Origin of the sequence: Allostreptomyces psammosilenae, assembly GCF_013407765.1 — a bacterium.
GTDB classification, from domain to species: Bacteria; Actinomycetota; Actinomycetes; order Streptomycetales; family Streptomycetaceae; genus Allostreptomyces; species Allostreptomyces psammosilenae.
The window spans coordinates 407,582-426,442 of the sequence record NZ_JACBZD010000002.1 but is presented as its reverse complement, the minus strand read 5'-3'; the positions used below and the strand labels follow the sequence as shown (position 1 = coordinate 426,442).

The window sequence follows — 18,861 nt, the reverse complement described above, 5'->3', positions numbered from 1 at the left end:
AACGCGCCTGCGCACGGAAAACTTCGGACCGGTTTTCCGACCCGGCCCACCCCGCACCCCCGCGCCCCGGCGCCGGTCCGGCGCCGGGGCGAGCACCTCACCAGGGGACCTCCCACTCGCACCAGACGACCTTGCCGGCGAGCGGCCGCGGCTCACTCCCCCACGCGGACGCCAGCGCGGCGACCAGCAGCAGGCCGCGCCCGCCGATGGCGTCGTCGGCGACGGGGGCGCGCGGGCGGGGCACCCCGGGGCCGTCGTCGCCGACCTCCAGGCGGAGCAGGCCGGCGGGCAGCAGTGGCAGCAGGCCGAGGTGGATGGCTCTGCCGGGTGGGGAGCCGTGCCGCACGGCGTTGGAGACGAGTTCGCTCACGCACACCGTGGCGTCGTCCAGGAGGTGGGGCAGCCGCCAGCCGGTGAGGGCGTCGGCGACGAACCGGCGGGCGGCGGGGACGCTGGCCGGTTCGGCGGGCAGGAAGCGTGATATCGGGGTGAGCGCTGCGGTGAGGTCGGCGGACGACATCGGTGCCGTTCTCCTTGTTGCTGCTGTGGCCGGCAAGGGGCGGGTGGTTGTGGTGGTGCGGAGGCGCGGTTCGCGTCCCGTCCCCGGATCGGCGGGCTGACCTTCCGTCCCACCAGGCGCGAGGCGTGAAGCGCCTCGTCGGGGACGGTGATCGCGGCCCGTCGGCGGCCCGCACGCGGTACGGCGGGCCTACCGGGGTGAGTCGCGCAACGCGGGGGGACGCTCAGTTGGGCAGCCGCCAGGTGACCGGGCCGGCGTGGAGCTCGTGGGCCTCGGGGGTGACGGTGAGCGTCATGGTGTGCAGCGGGGGGCGACCGGCGCGGCGCCAGGCGCCGTTCGCGCGTTCCAGGGCGGACCACAGGGGGATGGGGCCGCCCTCGGTGACGCGGGTGCCGCTCGTCACGGAGCTGGTCGCACGGACGGTGGCCCAGGAGCCGGAGGGCGGGTGCCACAGCACCCAGACGGGTTCCCCCACGACGGAGTTGAATTCCAGCAGCGCGCCGGGGGCGGCGAACTGGGCGAGGAAGCGCAGGTTGGGGTCGTCCAGGGCGGTGGGGTGGAGGGTGGTGGGGCGGTCGCGCTGCTTGCCGTCCAGGATGGGCAGGGGGGCGAACCGGGAGCCGGGGCCGTGTGAGCGGGCGCGTTGCATCGGTTCGGGGAGGAGGCGGACGGGGCCGCTCGCGGTGCCGTCGGGGTGGACGGTGAGCAGGGCGAGGATCGCGGTGTCCATGCTGCCGGTGATCGCGGCGGCGATCCGGGCGCCCGGGCGGGACTGGTGCAGCCAGGAGCGCGGGATGGCGTGGACGGCGGTGGTGGCGAAGACGGCGTCGTAGGGGGCGCGGATGCGGTAGCCGTCGCGTTCGTCACCGGGGGCGACGGTGGGGAAGTAGTGGGTTTCGTTGATCAGGCGCTTGACGCGGACGCGGGAGAAGGAGTCGGACTCGACGGTGATCACGCGCTGGCCGCCGACGCGGGCGCAGAGGAGGGCGGTGGCGTAGCCGCAGCCGACGCCGGCCTGGAGGACGGTGTGCTCGCGTTCCAGGTTGAGGGATTCGAGCATGTGGACGACGAGGCCGGGGCGGGTGGCGTAGCGGGTGGGGATGGCCTGCTGGTGACGGCAGAGGCGGTTGTCGGTGTAGGGGGATTCGGCGTCGAGTTCGGTGACGAGGGCACGGTCGCGGTAGACGTGTTCGAGCCAGGTGGGGCGGTCGAGCTCGCGGCTCATCAGGCGCCAGTAGCGGTCCCGGCGGGCGGAGGGGTCCGGGACGTAGAAGCGCGGGAGGAAGACGTGGCGCGGGACGGCGTTCATCGCCACGCGCCACTCGGGCGAGCGGAGGTCACCGGACTGGGCCACCTCTTCGGCCAACCGGTCACGCAGCGGGATGGGACGAGTGCTCATGGCGAGGAGAGTGGCGAATCAGTCATGGCTGAGGCAAGTATTCCTCTGGCCATTCATCCTTATGGGTGAAGTGGCCATGTACCGCTTGCCGCACGCATGGTGACTGTCCATCATCGGCGCCATGCCACAAAGTGAGATGCCGACCATGCGCAGCCGGAGACTCGGAACCGAGCTGCGCCGCCTACGCGAGTCCAAGGGCCTGACCACCATGGACGCCGCGCGCGAGCTCCAGTGCGGACAGCCCAAGATCAGCAAGATCGAGACCGGGCATCGAGGAATCCGCCCCCTCGACCTCACCCACCTCATGGATCTCTACGGGGTCACCGACCCGCAGCACCGGGAGAACCTGAGGCGCCTGGCCAAGCAGATCCATCAGAGGGACTGGTGGATGGAGCACGGCCCGCTGCTGAACGACCACCTCAAGGACTATCTCGTCCTGGAGACCGACGCCGGCTTCATCCGTTCGTTCGCCTGCCAGGTCATGCCCGGTCTGCTCCAGACCGAGGACTACATGCGCGCGATCTTCACGGAGCACCAAAGCCCCGAGAAGACCGAACTGCTGGTGGACATGCGGCTTCAGCGCCAGAAAATCCTGGATGGCCCAGAGCCGACGCGCTACTGGGCGGTGATCGATGAGGCCATACTGATTCGGCCACTCGTCAAGCCAACGATCAGAGCCAAGCAACTGCGTCACGTACTCGACATGGCCGATCGCCCGAACGTCAACGTGCAGGTCTACCCACTGACAGCGGCAGCCCCACCGGACACGTATCCCTCCTACACGATCCTCACCATGCGGGAGTCGGCCGGGATCGACTACGTATGGGTCGAGCACCTCACCGGTAGCATGGCGCTGGAGCAGGAGCAGTTCGTCGAGCCGTACCGACGAGCGTGGGAGAATCACACCTCGTCAGCTCTTCCCAGGCGTGACTCGCTGGACTACCTGTACAAGCTGCTCAAGGAGTAAGGGAATGACTGGACGCCGTGCACCGTTGGTCGCGAGTCCGGACCAGTCCAAGGTTCGCTGGCACGTGAGCAGTTACAGCGCAGACGGCAACAACTGCGTGGAGCACGGCGTCCGTCCGGACGGCAGCCACTCGGTCCGCGACACGAAGGACCGGACCGGTGGCACCCTTCACTTCACCCGAACCGCCTGGCATTCATTCGTCACCGCCATCAAGCAGGATCGTTTCCACACCTCCGCGTGACGTTCCTCCCCCTCACACCGCCCAGCAGTCCGTTGGGGCGTCGAGCCATGCGTGCTGCTGGCCATCGGCCGTGACCGTCAGGCCGAAGCGTTCAGGCCCGGGCTCCCCGTGTCCACGCCACCAGTCGTACGCTTCGGCGACCTCGTCCCACAGTCGCCGCCCACCGGACTGGAAGACGGTGGCCTTTCCCCCACCATCCTGCAGCACACCCGCCGCCCATGACCGGTCGGTCAGCCCGTACAGCCACACGCTCTGACGGTCACCACGCCGATCGGTCACCAGGGCACAGTCCCGTACCCGCAGCCCAACGGCGAACTCCGCCGGGCCGAACCGCTCGAAAGCCTCGCCCGGCAGACGCGTCGTCGACGACGACGCGTCCCCCGGAAACCCATCCGGCAGGTACTCGGCATGAGCGGCACGGACACTCCGCTGCGAGCGTGCCTTCATGAACTCCACCGGCCGGACGAAGCCACCCGCAGCACTCCCGTCCGCGCGCTTCGTCAGGCGGACGACGTAGTCCCGGTTGCTGTACTCCGTCCCCCACGGCGCGACGATCAGCCCACCCGGCACCGTCTGCCGAAGCCACGCGGCGGGAATGGACCGCATCCCGCACGTGGCGATCAGCCGGTCGAACGGCGCGTCGGCCTCGTGCCCCTGGACACCGTCACCAACAACGACGTTGGGACGCAGCCCCACGCTCAGCAGGGCCTCCCGCGCTCCGGCCGCGACACCGGCGTCGATCTCCACTGTCGTGACGTTGGAGTCCCCGATCCGGTGGCTGAGCAAGGCGGCGGTGTACCCGGTCCCGGTGCCGATCTCCAGCACACGCATGCCCGAACCCACCCGGAGATCCCCCAGCATCGCGAAGACGACGCTGGGGGCGGAGCACGAGGAGGTGGGCACGTTGCCCGGGCCCGGACCGGCATGCCGGCCGTCGTCCCACTGAGTGGTGATCGGCACGTCATCGTCCACGTACCGGTACCAGGAGACAGGATCCTCGGAACGATCCACGGTGCTGGCCGTCCGGGTGAGCATGTCGTGGGGCCATATTCGTGCCGGGAGGAAGGTGGCCCGATCGACGGCTTCGAACGCGGACATCCACTCCGCCGCCATCGCCCCGGTGGCGATCAGGGAGCGGCCCAGCGCCTCCCGCGCGGGCCGCTCCCCTTGCGGCGTCCAGCCAGTCACTTGCGCCGCTTTCCGTCACCCGGCGGCGGCCCTCCGTCCGGTGAGGGCGGGTCCGGTGGAGGCTCCCACGGTTGGCCCGGCAAGCCGTCACCGCCCTCGCCACCGTTCGCCACAGGAAGAGATCTCGACTCCATACCGACCTCCACACGTGGAAGCATCGCACACATACGCTCTGTGACCGTACCGTGAGCCACGTACCCCGCAGGTGAACCGCGCAAGCCCCGTCCAGGACAGCGCAGGAGGTCATCGAGTCATGAGCGTCCCCGCTTACCTCATCCGCTCACGGGAAGTCCTCCGCGACGAGATCGGGTACTACTTCGATCCGCAGGCCCAGCCCTGGAAGGCCCTGGCGCCACCGACCATCACCTGGGCGCCGGCACCGCGCGACATCGCCCAGCTGCTCGGCGTTCCGTTCGGCGAGGACGTCCTCGTCCGCGACCGCGTCATGGGCGATCCCGCCACCGGTCGAGCAGCACAGCTCGCGACCAGTTACCTCTCCGCCGGCGTCGCCCGAGGCACCCGTCTCGCCGAACGCGCACCGGCCCGGGCGGCATCTACGACCGGCTGGAGGAAATGGGCCACGGCCCGCTGGAGTGGAACGAGATCCTCACCGCTCGGATGCCCACCCCTCACGAAGCCGAGACGCTTCAAATCGCCCGTGGCATACCGCTACTGCGCATCCTTCGCACCACCACCAGCCCCGACGGAACCATGCTGGAGATCAACGACACCCGCATGGCCGCCGACCGCTTCGCCGTCGGATACCCCCTCCACCGCCATCCGAGCGCCCGAGCCGACCGCCCCGAACCCCGCACGTAACGCTTCCACGCGCGGCGGCCCCGGCTCGTCCGAGCCGGGGCCGCCGCGCGTTCATCCCTCTCACACCGCCCGATCAGGCCATGTCGACGTAGCGGTGGACGCGGTCGAAGCGCCGGGCCGCCAGGTCGCGGCGGCGGATCACCCAGTGGACCACGCCCGAGTCCAGTTCCGTGACGTCCTCCCCGCACCTCCAACTGGCCAGCAGAGCCCAGTCGTCGACGCCCTCGCCCCCATCCTCGCCCTCCTCCGTGACGGAATCGCGGGCGTAGTGCACCGGGTCGAACTGGGGAGACGCCGCGTGGCCGCCGATCTGCAGGACCCAGGGAGGCCGGTGGCCGCCCACCCGCGTCCACGCGTTGCCCAGCTCGTCGGCGAGTTCGTACTGCTCGTCGTCAGGATCGTCGCCCCACGTGTCCATGGCGAAGCTGTCGTCCATCGGGGGGCACGGCTGGTGCCAGAGCGTCTGCAGCTGCCGCGGCTGGTACGGCTCGCGCCAGCTGCGTTCGAGGGGGCGTCGGACCGTCGGTGTCCCGGCCGGGACGTACATCACCGCGTCGGGCACCACGCCGCTGAGGCCGCCCACCTCCGGAGCGGCGAAGAACAGCAGGTGACCGTCGGTGGGGAGCGGCAGGTCGGTGCCGCCCGGTGGAAGTGCCGCGAGGTCGACGGAGGCGGCGAACGGCCAGCGCGGCTCCGGCACGCCCTCCGGCAGCATCGGGTCGCCGCCCACCCGGGCCACGGGCGGCCCGTCACCACCCTCCGCCATGAACACCGCCGGCAGGGCGGCGCGTATCCACAGCTCCACCTCGTCCGGCGGCAGGTCCCGGGACGCCGCCTCGGCGCGGAAGCGGCTCAGTCTGTCCGCCATCTCGTCGATCACGGGCACACCCTAACGAGCCCTCACGACCCACCACCCCAGCGCAGGGGACCCGCCCGGTGCCGCCGGCTCGTCCGAACCGGGGCACCGGGCGGGTTTCGGCTGCTACCGGAACGACTCCGCGTGCTCGGCCGCCCACTGGGCGAAGGTGCGGGCCGGCCTTCCGGTGATCTCCTCCACGGCTGGGGAGACCGCGCGGGCCTCGGGCGGCGGGTTGCCCTGCCACTCCGCGAGCAGGTCGACCATGCTCTCCTCGACGCCCGCCGCCCGCCACCGGGCCCGCGCCTGCTCCTCGCTCAGCTCCTCGAACCGCAGCGACCGGCCGATCGCGGCCCCGATCACCGCCAGCCGCTGCCGCTGGCTGAGCAGTTCCGGACCGGTGAGCAGGTACGTCCTCCCGGCGTGCCCGTCCTCCACCAGCGCGGTCGCGGCGACGGCGCCGACGTCCGCCTCGTCCACGATGGCGACGGCCACGTCACCGAACGGCTCGCGCACCACGCCCGCCGACCGGATGTCGTCCGCCCAGGTCAGCGCGTTGCCCATGAAATCCACCGGGTGGATCTGGGTCCACTCCAGCGCGCTGTCCTCGACGGCCTTCTCCACCGGGCCGATCCGCCCGTCCCACAGCACGCTGACGCGGCGCACCCCCGCCTTCTCGGCGAGCTCGACGATCTCCGGCCCCGTCTGGAGCACGGCGTAGTCGTCCCCCGCGTTGACGATCAGGTGCACGCCCACCACGCCGGCCAGGGCGGGCCCCAGCGTGCTCGGATCGGTGAGGTCCCCGGCCACCGCCTCCACCCCGGCCGGCAGCCGCGCCCTCGCCGGATCCCTGGTCAGCACCCGCACGCGCTGCCCGGCCCGCAGCAGCTCGCGCACCACGTGCCGCCCGGCCTTGCCGCTGCCCCCGGTCACCAGATACGTCATGACGTCCTCCACATCGCCGACGAGGGATCGCTTCACCGGCAACGTAGAACCTCAACAAATATTGAGGTCAAGTCACTCGTCGAAGTAGTGCCCCTCCTCCAGGTCGGCGAGCAGCCCGGGCCGCTCGGGGTGCCAGCCCACCCACTTGCGGGTCAGCGCGCTCGACGTCGGACCGTCGTACGCCGCCAAGGCGCCCAGCCAGCCGAAGTGGCCCGCCGCCTCCTCCCCGGAGACGGAGACCACCGGCAGGCCCAGGTGGCGCCCGATGACCCCGGCGATCTCCCGGAACGGCACCCCCTCGTCACCGACCCCGTGCAGGCGCGTCCCGGCCGGGGCCGACTCCGCGGCGAGCCGGAACAGCCGCGCGGCGTCCAGCCGGTGCACCGCGGACCAGCGGTTGGCGCCCTCGCCGACGTAGGCCGAGACACCCTTCTCCCGGGCGAGCTCGATCAGCCTCGGCACGAAGCCGTAGTCGCCGCGGTCGTGCACCGACGGCGGCAGCCGGACCACCGACGAGCGCACGCCGCGCTCCGCCAGGGCGAGCGTCGCGATCTCGCTCGGGCGCCGGTGCGCCCCGGGAGAGTCCGGGTCGGCCGCGTCCTCCTCCGTCGCCGGGCGGCCCGGCGTGGCCGCCGCCGCCGTGCCGGAGGTGACCACGAAGGGCTTGCCGGAGCCGGCCAGGGCGTCGCCGATCGCCTCCACGGCGCGCAGGTCGGTGACGGCCGACGCGGCGAGGTTGCCGAAGTCGTGCACATAGGCCAGGTGGATGACGCCGTCCGACGCGGACGCCGCGTCGCGCAGGCTGTCGAGGTCGTCGAGGCTGCCGCGGTGCGGCTCCGCCCCGGCGGCCGTCAGGGACGCGACGGCGTCGTCGGAGCGGGCCAGGCCCACGACGTGGTGCCCGGCGTCGATGAGCTCGCGGACGACGGCCGACCCGACGAATCCGGTGGCACCGGTAACGAACACGCGCATTGAGGTGACTCCTACGGTGGAACGATCGGTGTCCCCATCCTCGGAGCGGGCGGCGGCCGGAATCCAAGGCCTGTCCCGCATCGCGCCATACGTCTGGGGCATCACCACAGGTCAGACCGGCTGCGGCAGGCGCGCGCGGGGGTTGCCGAGTACCCTGTGCCCATGCCCGACTCCGCCTCTCCGGCGCCGGACCTCGACCTGCGGGTGGTGCGGTACTTCACCGTCGTCGCCGACCAGCAGCACTTCGGGCGCGCCGCCGAGGCCCTGCACATCACCCAGCCGTCGCTGAGCCGGCAGATCCGCGGCCTGGAGAAGCAGCTCGGCGCCCGGCTGCTGGACCGCACCCCGCACGGCAGCCGGCTCACCGAGGCCGGCCGGGTCTTCCTGCCCCGCGCCCGGGCGCTGCTGCGCGCCGCCGCCGAGGCCGCGGCCGTCACCCGGGCCGCCGAGCCCAACCAGATCACCATCGGCTTCACCACGGGCCTGATCGTCACCCCGGCGGTGCGCGAGCTGCGCCGCCGGCACCCGGAGGCCGACGTGCGGACCGTGCACCTGACCTGGGACGAACGGCGCACGGCGCTGCTCGACCACCGGGTGGACGCGGTGGTGGCCCGGCTGCCGCTCCCGGCGGACCGGCTCGACGTGACCGTCCTCTACACCGAGCCCCGGGCGGTGCTGGTGCCCGTGGACCACCGCCTCGCGGGCAGGGAGTCCGTCACCCTCGACGACATCGCCGACGAACCCCTGCCCCGCGTGGCCGACCCGGTCTGGAACGCCTTCTGGCGCATCGACCCCCGGCCCGACGGACGCCCGGCGCCGGACGGGCCGTTCGTCGAGGCCGTGGAGGACAAGATGGAGGTGATCGCGGCCGGGCAGGCGGTGGCCATCGTCTCCGCCGCTCTGCGCGTCGACGGCCTCCGCCCGGACCTCACCGCCGTCCCGCTGCACGGGGTGGAGCCGAGCCGTGTCGCGCTGGCGACCCGCGCCGGCGACTCCCGCCGCCTGCTCGCCGCCTTCCGCTCCTGCGCCACGACCCACCTCCGCCCGCCGGCCGCGGACCCCCTGACCCCGGCGCCCGTCAGCCCTTCGGCTGGGTGAAGCGCAGACGGTTGCCGAACGGGTCGCGCAGGCCGCAGTCGATCCCGTACGGGCGTTCGGTGGGCTCCTCGGTGAACTCGACGCCCTTGGCCAGCAGCGTCTCGTAGGTCTTGCGGCAGTCCTCCGTGGTCAGGATGAGCCAGCCGCCCATCGCGCCCTTGGTCACCAGCTCGCGCACCTGCTGCGCGGTCTCCTCGGACATCGCCGGGGCGCCCGGCTTCTCCAGCAGGATCTGCCGCTCCGGGTGCCCGGGAACGCTGACGGCCAGCCAGCGCATGAAGCCCATGTCGACGTCGGCGGCGACCTCCAGGCCCAGCTTGCCGACGTAGAAGTCGAGGGCCTCGTCCTGGTCGAGAACGAAAATCTGCGAGTGCGTGATGGCGTTGAACATGTGCATCACGCTACGGGCCGGGCCGGGCGAAAACTTATCCAAAACTGCTCAGTCGATCGGCCGCGTCCACGCCATCGTGAAGCACGTCGGCACGCCCGCCGCCACCGCCTCCCGGCGGTACTCGCGCGGCGACCGGCCGACGATCTCCCGGAACGTCCGGCTGAACGTCCCCGGACTGCCGAAGCCCACCTCGAAGCAGATGTCCGTCACGCTCCGGTCGGTCTCCCGCAGCAGGAACATCGCCCGCTCCACCCGCCGCCGCTGCAGGTAGCGGTGCGGCGTCTCCCCGAACGTCGCCCGGAAGGTGCGCGTGAAGTGCGCCTCCGACACGTGCGCGATCCGCGCCAGCGCCGGCACGTCCAGCGGCTCCGCGTACGCCCGGTCCATGGCGTCCCGCGCCCGCAGCATCCGCCGGTTGCTCTCCTCCACAGCCCCACTCACCCCACCATCCCACCACGCCCCCACCCGCCCCCTCAGGCCACCCCACCCACCTGACGGCCACTTGGGTACGGATACTCAGCCCCTTCCTGAGTAGCGGCGCGGATGCCCCCGTCACCGCCCCTTGCGACCCTCTCCCCAGGACCGCACACAGCGCCCCCACGTGCTGCACACAACGTGAACACCCGCCCCGGAGGTGCACAAGCGTGACGCGGCTGCCGCGATCACGAGCAAACACGAGAAAATTCGAACAAGGGAATGATCGTGCACGCAAGGGCCGTCAGCACCCTGGCTTCCATCTCTACGGCTGCTCTCTTTGCATCGATCACGGGGTGTTCTGTTTTCACCGAAGAATCCAGGATCTACCCACACGTGGAGCAAGCAGACGCAGAAACAGCGGCCGAGGAATATTCCAGTCAAATATACGATCTCATGGGCATACGGGGAAAGGTGACCGAAGGGGGCGCCCTGCCGATGCCCTGTAGTGACGAGTTCCGCCTGGATCCCATTTATTGGGTCACTCACGGGTGGTCCGTTTACGAGATCTCTGGCGCCACCCAGGAGACCGCGATGAACAACCTGCGGGAGAAGGTCGGCGAGGCCGGGTGGGACGACATCGAGTATCGCGAGACCAACAGCAGGGCCCGCAACATGGAACTGACGGCGACCCATGCGGAAACGGGCTACATGCCGGAAAGTTATTCAAGCCGCATATACGACCTCATGGGAATACAGGGCAAGGTCACCGAAGGTGGCGCGCTGCCGATTCCCTGCACCGACGACTTCGCGGTGCCACGCCGGACTACTGGGTGAACCACAACTGGTCCATCTACGACCTCTCGCAGAACGACCAGGAAACCGGCATGGAGAACCTGCGCAGCCACTGACGGCTACCAGACCCGACACCGGTTACACACTCAGGGTGACGTGGCAGCACCAGCAGGACATGCTGTACGTCAACGTCGACTCCCCCTGTTATCGGGATCCGGCGCGCGGCTGATCACGACGGCTCGACCCGAGTCGAGGTCGATGCGGCGGTGGGGTGGGGCGCCGGAGTCGGTGTCGTCTCGGAGGGAGAGCTGGCGCTGCTTCTCCTCCTGGACGACGCGCTGACTGGGCGTGAACAGCACGTTCAGCTCGTCGATCAGACCGGCCGCCGACGCCGCGCCCACCCCGGCCTTCCTGCGCCGGTAGTAGATCCAGCCGCGACGCTCCATCCACAGCAGCGTGCGGTCGGCCAGCAGGAGCAGCGCCGCGCCGGCGACGACCGCCAGTGCGACGTACCCGATGGTCATGGCCGCTCCCCTCGTTCCACGCCAGTGGCCACCGGCCGGACGCCCGGCCCCGCCCGAACGGGGAACGGTCGGGCGGGGGCGGGGGTTCCGGCGCCCGGGCGGGGCGGGCGGCGGGGGCGGGTCAGGCGACCTCGCCGCCTACTCCGGTGCGGCCGGCGGGGACGCCGGTGATGACGACGTTCACCTGTTCGCGCACCGGTTCGCCGAAGACGTCCACCACGGCGTCGGTGATGGCGCCGATCAGCCGCGCCGGGGCGTCCGGGATCTCCGGGACGTGGAAGGCGCCCTCGCGCATGTGGAGGGTGACGATCGGCGCGACGGCGTCAGTGGGCCTGCCGGCGATGCCGCGGCGCCCGGCCGGGACGCCGAACAGGTCGACGGCCGCGGCGCCGCGCGCCCAGTCGCCGAACACCGAGGCCACGGCCTCGGTCAGGCCGGCGATGAGCCGGGCCTCCACCTTTCCGTCCAGTGCCTGCTCGCTGATCTGCACGTTGTAGTGCGGCATAGTGACCCCCGTCCAGTGGCGATGCCAGCAGAGCGTCGGATTGCTTTGCTTACAAAGCATCTTTGATCGCAAAGCTAAATGGAGGGATGGTCGATGTCAACCGCGGGCGGGCAGGGGCGGGGCGACGGGGGCGGCACCGGGCCGGGCGTGGACGACGCGGTCCGGGCGTTGCTGCTGCTCATGCCGCGCATGGTGGGGCGGGTCAAGCGCATCCAGGTCCCCGAGGAACTCCAGTCGCTGGCACTGGCCCCGCGGCACCTGTCGCTCCTCTCCTACCTGCTCTTCGACGGGCCGATGACCGTCAACGACCTGGCGGCCCGCCTGGAGGTCGCGCCCACGACGGTGAGCCTGATGGTCGGTGAGCTGAGCCGGAAGGGGATCCTCCAGCGGCACGAGGACCCGGCCGACCGGCGCCGCCGCATCGTCAGCATCACCGAGGAGAAGCGGCCCACCATCGAGTCCTGGCTGGCCCGCGGCGCCACCGCCTGGCAGCGCGCGCTGGCACCCCTGACGCCCGAGCAGCGGCGGATGTTCGTCGACACCCTGCGTGCCTACGAGGCCGGCGTGTCCGAGGAGGAGAACGAGCAGGACGGCAAGGAGGAGGACACGGAGGGCTGAACCCGGACCGGACCCTGGCGGGACGGCGGCACGCTCCGCAGAATCGCAGCATGCGCACCCCAGCCGAACCCGTCACGTCCATGGAGGCCGCCGAGTCCACCGACCCCACGGAGGCCGCCCAGTCCCTCGAAACCACCGCGGACGACGAGACCACCGCGGACGCCGCCCCCTCCGCGTTACCGGCGCTGTGGCGACTCCCCTTCGAACTCGCCTGGCGTGCCTTCCGGGCGGGCAGCCGGCCGGTCGGCGCCGTCCTGCGCGGCCCCGACGGCGCGGTCGTCGCCCTCGGCCGCAACCGCTCGCGGGAGGCCGTCGCCCCGCCGGGCCAGCTCGCCGGCAGCGACATCGCGCACGCCGAGATCAACGTCCTCGCCCAGCTGCCCGGCGGCCGGGACTACTACGACCACCGCCTCTACACCACCCTCGAACCCTGCCTGCTGTGCAGCAGCGCGCTGATCAACGCCCACGTCGGCGGCGTCGTCTACGCCTCACCGGACCCCGTGTGGAAGGAGGTCGCGGACCTGCCGCGGGTGGGCGGGATCGTCGCGCGGCGCTGGGTGCCGCGCAGCGGGCCGGCGCCGGGACCGCTCGCCGTCCTCGGCGCCCTGCTGATGGACCTGTGGAACGCCCGCCACGCCCCCTCGACCCCCGGCGGCTGCGGATACCCGACGCTCGCCGCGCGCTGCCTGCGGATCGAGGGCCTGCTGGAGGCGGACTGCGCCGAGACGGCCTACCAGCTGCTGCTCCCGAGCATCCGGACGGCCCTGAACGGGACACACCGGGAGGCACACCAGCAGGCACACCGAAGGGCGTGACCGGGAGGTCGGCGCCTCCCCGCCACGCCCTGACGCGCCCGGACCCGATCACCGGGGGACCGGGCGGCGGGGCTACTCCTTCTTCCCCCCGCCGCCGATCTCGATCCTGTGCCGCTTGGCCGGAGCGGCCTTCGGGATGTGCACCGTGAGGATGCCCTCACTCAGGTCGGCCTCGACGTGGTCGCTGTCGATGCCGCCCGGGAGGGTGGTGCGGTAGGCGAACTCGCCGGTGCGACGGGACAGCACCCGGCCGCGCTGCTCCTCCTCGAGCTTGCCGTGGATCCGCAGCTCGTTGTCGTCGACCTCCACGTCGACGTTCTCCCGCGGAACACCGGGCAGCTCGGCCCGCACCAGGTACTCGCTCTCGGTCTCGACCTCCTCGGCCAGCGGCATCCAGGGCCGCTCCCCCGCGGGCACGGCGCCCCGCTCGAACAGGCGCCCCATCTCGCCCCAGAGGTTCTCCAGCTCACTGAAGGGATCCCACAGGCCCCACGGCCCACGGCCGCGCGCCGGGAGGCCACCTCCGCGACGTGCCGGAAGAGTCATCGTCGTCTCTCCCATCGCTCTCGATCAGGTGTGTCGTGAGCGGGGACACGACCCCGGGCCGGGGCGTCCGGCCAGGCCGGCAACCCCGCTCCACAGTCCATTGTGGAACGACGCGCGCGAAGGGTGAAGTGGCCCCGACGGCCGGAGCGGCCACGCCCGGGCGGCCTACAGCGCCCCGGCGTCCCGTGCCGTCCACAGCGAGGGGTACAGGGGGCGGAAGCCCAGCTCGTCCCGGACGCGCAGGGTCGAGACGATGCCGTGCCACGGATCGACGTCCGGCCGCTCCGCCAGCCCCTCCGGCACCGGCACGCCGTTGATCCGGTGCACGTCCACGACGCTGAACGGGGCGTCGTCGGCGATGTTGTAGATCCGCCCGTCAACGCCCGGCGCGAGCAGCACCCGCAGCAGGCCCTGCGCGACGTCCGCGTGGTGCACCATCTGGAAGCGGTGGTGGCCGTTCCACTCCCCCGGCCACTGCAGCGCCTGCCGCAGGTGCGGGTCGCCGTCGCCGTACACGAAGGCCAGGCGGGCGATGCGCAGGCCCAGGCCCCGCTCGCGGTGCAGCGCCAGCAGCGCCCGCTCCGCCTCCGCCTTGGAGTGCGGATACGCCCCGGACAGCCCCTCCCCGGCGGCCGTCAGCGTCGGATCGTCCTCCTCGGCCGGGCGGCCCCGGCCCGCCCCGTACACCAGGTTGGTGCTGACGAACACGAACCGCCCGACCCCCTCCGCCAGCGCAGCCCCGGCCAGGGCGATCGTCGCGTCCCGGTTGACCGCGTACGCCTCCTCGTCCGGCACGCCGCGGAACGCCGCCGCGACGTGCAGCACGGCGTCCATCCCGGCGACCGCCCGGCGCCGCACGGCCTCGTCCCGCAGGTCGCCCTCCATCGGCTCCGCGCCGGCCCGCACCAGCGGCTCCGCCCGCGCCGCGTCGCGGACCAGCACCCGCACCCGCAGCTCCGCCCCCGCCCCACCACGCCCCAGCAGCCTGGGGACCACCCGCCGCCCGACCTCGCCGGTCGCCCCGGTGACCAGAACACGCATCTCGCGACTCCTCGCCGGCGTCATCCGCCGCTCGTTCTCCGCTCGTTCTCCGTGCACGCCGTCCCGCGGCGCCGCACGCCGACCCGCGGCGGCACTGCCCGCCGCGGACCGGCACCCCCACCGTGGCGCCACCGGCCACCCCGGCGGCAGAGGCGCGGCGATCCAAGGACCCGCGGTCCCTGGTTGGGCCAGCGCGGAGCCGCCATGCTGGCCGGGTGGACCGCATCGAGCTCGCCGACTTCCTGCGCCGCTGCCGCGCCCGCCTCGCCCCCGCCGACGTCGGCCTGACCGCGGGGCCGCGCCGGCGGACCCCCGGGCTGCGGCGCGAGGAGGTCGCCCAGCTCGCCGGGATGTCCACCGACTACTACGTCCGGCTGGAGCAGCGGCGCGGCCCGCACCCCTCCACCCAGTTGCTCGCCTCGCTGGCCCGCGCGCTGCGGCTGACCGACGACGAACGCGACCACCTGTTCCACCTGGCCGGCCAGGAGCCGCCCCGGCCGCACACGCCGACCGCCCACGTGCGGCCGGGGCTGCTCACCGTGCTCGACCGGCTGGTCGACGCCCCCGCGCAGGTCATCAGCGACAGCGGCGACCTGCTGGCGCGCAACGCGTTGGCGGCCGCCCTGGCCGGCGACGGCCTCACCCGGCCGGGCCCCGGGCACAACCTCTTCCGGCAGTTCTTCACCGACCCGCGGGCCGCCGCACTCGTCCCCGCCGAGGACCGCCCCGAGGTCGCCCGGGCCCACGTCGCCGACCTGCGCGCCACCCTGGCCCGGCGGCCGGACGACGAACGGCTGGTCGCCCTGGTGCGCGAACTGCGCGCGGCCAGCGCCACGTTCGCGGAGCTGTGGGAGGCGCACCACGTTGCGGTGCGCCGCCGGGCCACGAAGCGGTTCCTGCACCCGGTGGTCGGCCTGCTCGAGCTGCACTGCGAGATCCTGCTCAGCCCGGAGCACGACCAGCGGCTGATCCTGCACACCGCGCGGCCGGGCAGCCCGTCCCAGGAACGGCTCCGGCTGCTCGGCGTGATCGGCGTGCAGGACCTGCGTCCGGAGAGCGACCGGCCGGAAGGCGCCATCACGCCCGGCGTGCGCCCGCCCCACGCCTGACGCCGGCCCACGCCTCTGGCCAGCCCACGCCAGACGCCGGCCCACGCCCGACGCCGGCCCACGCCCGACGCCGGCCCCGGACGCCCCGGCGGCTCAGATCAGACCAGCAGCAGGGTCTTCCCGATGACCCGCCGGGACTCCATCGCCGCGTGCGCGTCGGCGGCCCGTTCCAGGGGGAAGGTCTGCCCGACGACCGGCCGCAGCCGGCCCGCCGCCGCCTCGGCCAGCGCCCGCTCGGCCCGGCGCCGCACCTGCGGCAGGAAGTCGGCGAGCTGCTCCAGCCCCACCACGGTCAACCGGCGCAGCCGCACCTCCTCCGGGTCGATCACGGTGGACGCGCCGCTGGCCGCCCCGTGCACGGAGAACGTGCCGCCGCGGGCCGTCACCCCGAACGCCGCCCGGCCGATCGCCCCGCCCACGCCGTCGAAGACCAGGTCCGGGCCGGCGCCGCCGGTCGCCCGGCGCACCCGCTCGGCCCAGTCCGGCTCGGTGTAGTCCACCGCCAGGTCGGCGCCCAGCTCGCGCACCAGCGCCAGCTTCCGCTCTCCCCGCGCCGCCCCGATGACCCGCGCCCCGGCCGCCCGCGCCAACTGCACCAGCAGGCTGCCGACCCCGCCACCGGCCGCCTCCACCAGCACCCAGGCCGCCGGCTCCGCCGGCGCGCCCTCCAGCAGGCCGACCGCGGTGCTGCCGTCGTCCAGCAGGGCCGCGGCGTCCGCCAGGTCGAGCGCCTCCGGCACGGTGATCAGGTTCTCCGCCCGGGCCACGGCCCGCTCCAGGTAACCCCCGTTCTCCCCGTGGGTGACGACCCTCCGGCCGACCCAGTCCGGGTCCACGTCCGGCCCGACCGAGAGGACCTGACCGGCCACCACGGCGCCCGGCACGTAGGGCAGCTCCGGCAGGGCGGGCCCGGGGGACTCGCCGCGCCGCAGCTGCGTCTCCACGAAGTCGATGCCCGCGACGGACACCCCCACCACGACCTGCCCCGGCCCGGCCACCGGGTCCGGCGCCTCCCCCGCCACCAGCACCTCCGGCCCGCCGACCGCCGTCGCCCGCACCACTCGCATCGCGTCACCCTCCCGTACCGGTCCACGCGCGTTCGCGCCGTGTACCGACAGCCTCGGACCTCAACAGAAGTCGAGGTCAAGTCCGGGCAAGGGATGCGCTCAGAGGCCGGCGAGGTCCGCCAGCAGCCGGGCCTTCGCCATCGACTCCTCGGCGAAAGCCGACTCGCCGTGCTCCGCGGCCCACAGCGCCGACTCCACCCGGCGCGCCGCGGCCCACGCCTGGAGCCGCCGCGCCTCCTCGCCGAGCACGGGGGCCAGCAGCGCGAAGCGCTCCGTCAGCACGCGGCGGGGATCGGCGTGCGCGAACGGGTCGTCGACCTGCTCCAGCAGCGGCCACGGGTCGTACCCCGGATCGCCGATCATCGGCTTCGCGTCGATGGCCAGCCAGGGGCGACGGCGGGCGGCCAGCACGTTCCCCGGGTTGAAGTCGCCGTGGAGCACGACTTCCCGCCCGGCGCTCCCCGGCAGTTCGCGGAGCAGCCGGGCGCCGTGCGCCACCAGCCCCGGATCGAAGCCGGGGCGCAACCGCTCCATGCGTTCCTCGACCAGGTCGGCCCACTCGGCGGTGACGTCGCCGAGGCGCTCCAGGCCCGTCCCGTGCGGCGGCGCCGCCCGCCACAGCTCCGCGAGCACCTCGGCTCCGAGCAGCAGCCGGCGGGAGGCGTCGATGTGGTCGCTGTCGCCCAGGGTGTCGCCCGGTTCGCACCGCTCCAGCAGCAGCGCGTAGTCCGCCGGGTCGTGGCGGTACACCCGGATGGCGCCCCGCCCGTCCCACAGCCGCAGCGCCTCCGCCTCGCCGACGGCCTCCCGGTGCGGCCAGCTGACCTTGAGCACCGCCGGCTCGCCGTCCGGCAGTCGCGCGGGCGCCACCCAGGAGCAGCTTCCGCCCTGGAAGGGCGCCCCCAGGCGCAGGGACCAGCGCTCCCGGAGGTCGTCGACCAGCGCCGGCAGCCGTGCCAGCCAGGCGCGGCCGTCCGCCGTCCGGGACACCGTGGCGGTCACCGGCAGGTCGGCCGGGAAGAGTTCCGTGGTCATCCGTCCCTCCTGATCAGCGGGCACCCGGCGTCGCTGGCGGGCGTCGCGCGGCCTTCCTCCGCAGCGCGGGCCTTCCTCCGCAGCGCGGGCCTTCTTCACAGCGCGTGGCCGCCGGCCACCTGGAGCACCTGCCCGGTGATCCACTCGGCCTGGGCGGAGGCCAGGAAGACCACCGCGGCGGCGACGTCCTCCGGGCGCCCGACCCGGCGCAGCGGGATGGTCGGCTCGACCTCCCGCACCAGCCGCGGCGACATCCAGCCGGTCTGCACCGGCCCCGGGGCGACTGCGTTCACCCGGATCCCCAGCGGCCCGAGCTCGATGGCGGCGGCGCGGGTGAACGCCTCCAGGGCCGCCTTCGACGTGCCGTAGCCGACCTGGCCGGGGAAGGCGCGGGCGGCGTCCGTGGAGACGTTGACCACGGCGGCCGGTCGGTGGGCGTGGCCGCCGCCGGTCGCCGCGCGGTCCGCCGCGTCCCGGCGGCGCCGGGCCAGTTCGGCGGTGAGCAGGGCGGGGGCGTGGACGTTGACGCGGTAGTGCCGGTGCAGGCCGTCGGCGGTGAGCGCCAGCACGTCGTCCGGGCTCTCGCAGTGGGCGGCGTTGTTCACCAGCACGTCGACGGGGCCGAGCCGCTCCTCGACGGTGTCGAACAGCGCTCCGGCCGCGCCCGGCGCGGAGAGGTCCGCCCCGACGGTCACCACCCGCTCGGCGCCCGCCTGGGCCGCCAGCTCCGCGACCCGCCGGGCCTCCTCGGCCCCGCCGACGCCGTGTTCGAAGGTGACGCCCTCCGGGGCGGAGAAGCCGCCGGCGATGTGGTGCACGGCCACCCGGGCCCCCTGGGCGGCGAAGGCCAGGGCCGTCGCCGCGCCGATCCCCCGGTGCGCTCCGGTGACCAGAACTCCCTTGCCCGCCAGACCGGCATCAAGCATGATCCCCAGGCTGGTGGAACCCGCCGTGGGGCACAACCGGTTTTCCCGGCGCAACCGGTTCTACCCGGTA

The 18,861-nt window shown here is 73.1% G+C and carries 23 protein-coding genes; 8 read left to right on the top strand and 15 right to left on the bottom strand.

Going from position 1 to position 18,861, the window contains the following annotated elements:
- Positions 1 to 97: 97 nt before the first annotated feature.
- Together FHU37_RS24155 and FHU37_RS24150 are read right to left on the bottom strand one after the other, a co-directional pair.
- On the bottom strand, positions 98 to 520 hold the full coding sequence (locus FHU37_RS24155; protein ID WP_179816783.1) for an ATP-binding protein: 423 nt from the start codon (positions 518 to 520) through the stop codon (positions 98 to 100).
- 223 nt (positions 521 to 743) lie between these two features.
- Positions 744 to 1,919, bottom strand: coding sequence for a methyltransferase domain-containing protein (locus FHU37_RS24150; RefSeq protein WP_179816782.1), 1,176 nt, complete (start codon positions 1,917 to 1,919; stop codon positions 744 to 746).
- 121 nt (positions 1,920 to 2,040) lie between these two features.
- On the opposite strand from FHU37_RS24150, the gene FHU37_RS24145 reads away from it, so the two are divergent.
- Complete coding sequence (locus tag FHU37_RS24145) at positions 2,041 to 2,886, top strand: helix-turn-helix domain-containing protein (protein WP_179816781.1); 846 nt, start codon at positions 2,041 to 2,043, stop codon at positions 2,884 to 2,886.
- A 64-nt stretch (positions 2,887 to 2,950) separates the two neighbouring features.
- Positions 2,951 to 3,127 carry a DUF397 domain-containing protein gene (locus FHU37_RS24140; RefSeq protein WP_312892830.1) on the top strand — a complete coding sequence of 59 codons (177 nt, stop codon included), beginning with the start codon at positions 2,951 to 2,953 and terminating at the stop codon, positions 3,125 to 3,127.
- 12 nt (positions 3,128 to 3,139) lie between these two features.
- Here FHU37_RS24140 and FHU37_RS24135 read toward each other — a convergent pair whose 3' ends face one another.
- Positions 3,140 to 4,315, bottom strand: a complete 1,176-nt coding sequence (locus FHU37_RS24135; RefSeq protein WP_312892829.1) for a methyltransferase domain-containing protein — start codon at positions 4,313 to 4,315, stop codon at positions 3,140 to 3,142.
- Positions 4,316 to 4,888: 573 nt separating this feature from the next.
- On the opposite strand from FHU37_RS24135, the gene FHU37_RS28635 reads away from it, so the two are divergent.
- Complete coding sequence (locus FHU37_RS28635) at positions 4,889 to 5,134, top strand: UTRA domain-containing protein (RefSeq protein ID WP_246451266.1); 246 nt, start codon at positions 4,889 to 4,891, stop codon at positions 5,132 to 5,134.
- A 73-nt stretch (positions 5,135 to 5,207) separates the two neighbouring features.
- Here the strand turns inward: FHU37_RS28635 and FHU37_RS24125 are convergent, their stop codons facing one another.
- From FHU37_RS24125 to FHU37_RS24115, 3 genes are all read right to left on the bottom strand, one after another.
- Complete coding sequence (locus tag FHU37_RS24125) at positions 5,208 to 6,014, bottom strand: DUF1963 domain-containing protein (RefSeq protein ID WP_312892828.1); 807 nt, start codon at positions 6,012 to 6,014, stop codon at positions 5,208 to 5,210.
- Between the two features lie 102 nt (positions 6,015 to 6,116).
- A complete protein-coding gene (locus FHU37_RS24120; RefSeq protein WP_179816779.1) occupies positions 6,117 to 6,935 on the bottom strand; it encodes an NmrA family NAD(P)-binding protein in 819 nt (272 codons plus the stop codon).
- A 72-nt stretch (positions 6,936 to 7,007) separates the two neighbouring features.
- Positions 7,008 to 7,907, bottom strand: a complete 900-nt coding sequence (locus FHU37_RS24115; RefSeq protein ID WP_179816778.1) for an SDR family oxidoreductase — start codon at positions 7,905 to 7,907, stop codon at positions 7,008 to 7,010.
- A gap of 162 nt (positions 7,908 to 8,069) precedes the next feature.
- On the opposite strand from FHU37_RS24115, the gene FHU37_RS24110 reads away from it, so the two are divergent.
- Positions 8,070 to 9,005 carry a LysR family transcriptional regulator gene (locus FHU37_RS24110; protein WP_179816777.1) on the top strand — a complete coding sequence of 312 codons (936 nt, stop codon included), beginning with the start codon at positions 8,070 to 8,072 and terminating at the stop codon, positions 9,003 to 9,005.
- Here FHU37_RS24110 and FHU37_RS24105 read toward each other — a convergent pair.
- Together FHU37_RS24105 and FHU37_RS24100 are read right to left on the bottom strand one after the other, a co-directional pair.
- Positions 8,986 to 9,396: a VOC family protein gene (locus FHU37_RS24105; RefSeq protein WP_179816776.1), complete on the bottom strand. Its 411-nt coding sequence runs from the start codon at positions 9,394 to 9,396 to the stop codon at positions 8,986 to 8,988. The two genes, FHU37_RS24110 and FHU37_RS24105, sit on opposite strands and share 20 nt — an antisense overlap.
- A 48-nt stretch (positions 9,397 to 9,444) precedes the next feature.
- On the bottom strand, positions 9,445 to 9,837 hold the full coding sequence (locus FHU37_RS24100; protein ID WP_312892827.1) for a helix-turn-helix domain-containing protein: 393 nt from the start codon (positions 9,835 to 9,837) through the stop codon (positions 9,445 to 9,447).
- 369 nt (positions 9,838 to 10,206) lie between these two features.
- Here FHU37_RS24100 and FHU37_RS24095 point away from each other — a divergent pair, with 369 nt between their 5' ends.
- Entirely contained in the window at positions 10,207 to 10,647 is a 441-nt protein-coding gene (locus FHU37_RS24095) for a hypothetical protein (RefSeq protein WP_179816775.1), read from the top strand.
- Between the two features lie 143 nt (positions 10,648 to 10,790).
- On the opposite strand, the gene FHU37_RS24090 is transcribed toward FHU37_RS24095, so the two are convergent.
- Positions 10,791 to 11,129, bottom strand: coding sequence for a DUF6191 domain-containing protein (locus FHU37_RS24090; RefSeq protein ID WP_179816774.1), 339 nt, complete (start codon positions 11,127 to 11,129; stop codon positions 10,791 to 10,793).
- 121 nt (positions 11,130 to 11,250) lie between these two features.
- Positions 11,251 to 11,634 (bottom strand): tautomerase family protein, encoded by a 384-nt coding sequence (locus FHU37_RS24085; protein ID WP_179816773.1) that lies wholly within the window; start codon positions 11,632 to 11,634, stop codon positions 11,251 to 11,253.
- Positions 11,635 to 11,727: 93 nt separating this feature from the next.
- On the opposite strand from FHU37_RS24085, the gene FHU37_RS24080 reads away from it, so the two are divergent.
- Entirely contained in the window at positions 11,728 to 12,252 is a 525-nt protein-coding gene (locus FHU37_RS24080; protein ID WP_218904776.1) for a MarR family winged helix-turn-helix transcriptional regulator, read from the top strand.
- Between the two features lie 50 nt (positions 12,253 to 12,302).
- Positions 12,303 to 13,067, top strand: coding sequence for a nucleoside deaminase (locus tag FHU37_RS24075; protein WP_179816771.1), 765 nt, complete (start codon positions 12,303 to 12,305; stop codon positions 13,065 to 13,067).
- A 72-nt stretch (positions 13,068 to 13,139) separates the two neighbouring features.
- On the opposite strand, the gene FHU37_RS24070 is transcribed toward FHU37_RS24075, so the two are convergent.
- Both FHU37_RS24070 and FHU37_RS24065 read right to left on the bottom strand, forming a co-directional pair.
- Positions 13,140 to 13,613: an Hsp20/alpha crystallin family protein gene (locus tag FHU37_RS24070; RefSeq protein WP_179816770.1), complete on the bottom strand. Its 474-nt coding sequence runs from the start codon at positions 13,611 to 13,613 to the stop codon at positions 13,140 to 13,142.
- 165 nt (positions 13,614 to 13,778) lie between these two features.
- Positions 13,779 to 14,654, bottom strand: a complete 876-nt coding sequence (locus tag FHU37_RS24065; protein ID WP_179816769.1) for an NAD-dependent epimerase/dehydratase family protein — start codon at positions 14,652 to 14,654, stop codon at positions 13,779 to 13,781.
- Positions 14,655 to 14,869: 215 nt separating this feature from the next.
- On the opposite strand from FHU37_RS24065, the gene FHU37_RS24060 reads away from it, so the two are divergent.
- Entirely contained in the window at positions 14,870 to 15,763 is an 894-nt protein-coding gene (locus FHU37_RS24060; RefSeq protein WP_179816768.1) for a helix-turn-helix transcriptional regulator, read from the top strand.
- 98 nt (positions 15,764 to 15,861) lie between these two features.
- Here the strand turns inward: FHU37_RS24060 and FHU37_RS24055 are convergent, their stop codons facing one another.
- From FHU37_RS24055 to FHU37_RS24045, 3 genes are all read right to left on the bottom strand, one after another.
- Complete coding sequence (locus tag FHU37_RS24055) at positions 15,862 to 16,830, bottom strand: zinc-binding dehydrogenase (protein WP_179816767.1); 969 nt, start codon at positions 16,828 to 16,830, stop codon at positions 15,862 to 15,864.
- A gap of 99 nt (positions 16,831 to 16,929) precedes the next feature.
- Positions 16,930 to 17,865 (bottom strand): aminoglycoside phosphotransferase family protein, encoded by a 936-nt coding sequence (locus tag FHU37_RS24050; protein ID WP_179816766.1) that lies wholly within the window; start codon positions 17,863 to 17,865, stop codon positions 16,930 to 16,932.
- A gap of 95 nt (positions 17,866 to 17,960) precedes the next feature.
- Positions 17,961 to 18,791 carry an SDR family NAD(P)-dependent oxidoreductase gene (locus FHU37_RS24045; RefSeq protein ID WP_179816765.1) on the bottom strand — a complete coding sequence of 277 codons (831 nt, stop codon included), beginning with the start codon at positions 18,789 to 18,791 and terminating at the stop codon, positions 17,961 to 17,963.
- Positions 18,792 to 18,861 lie beyond the last annotated feature (70 nt).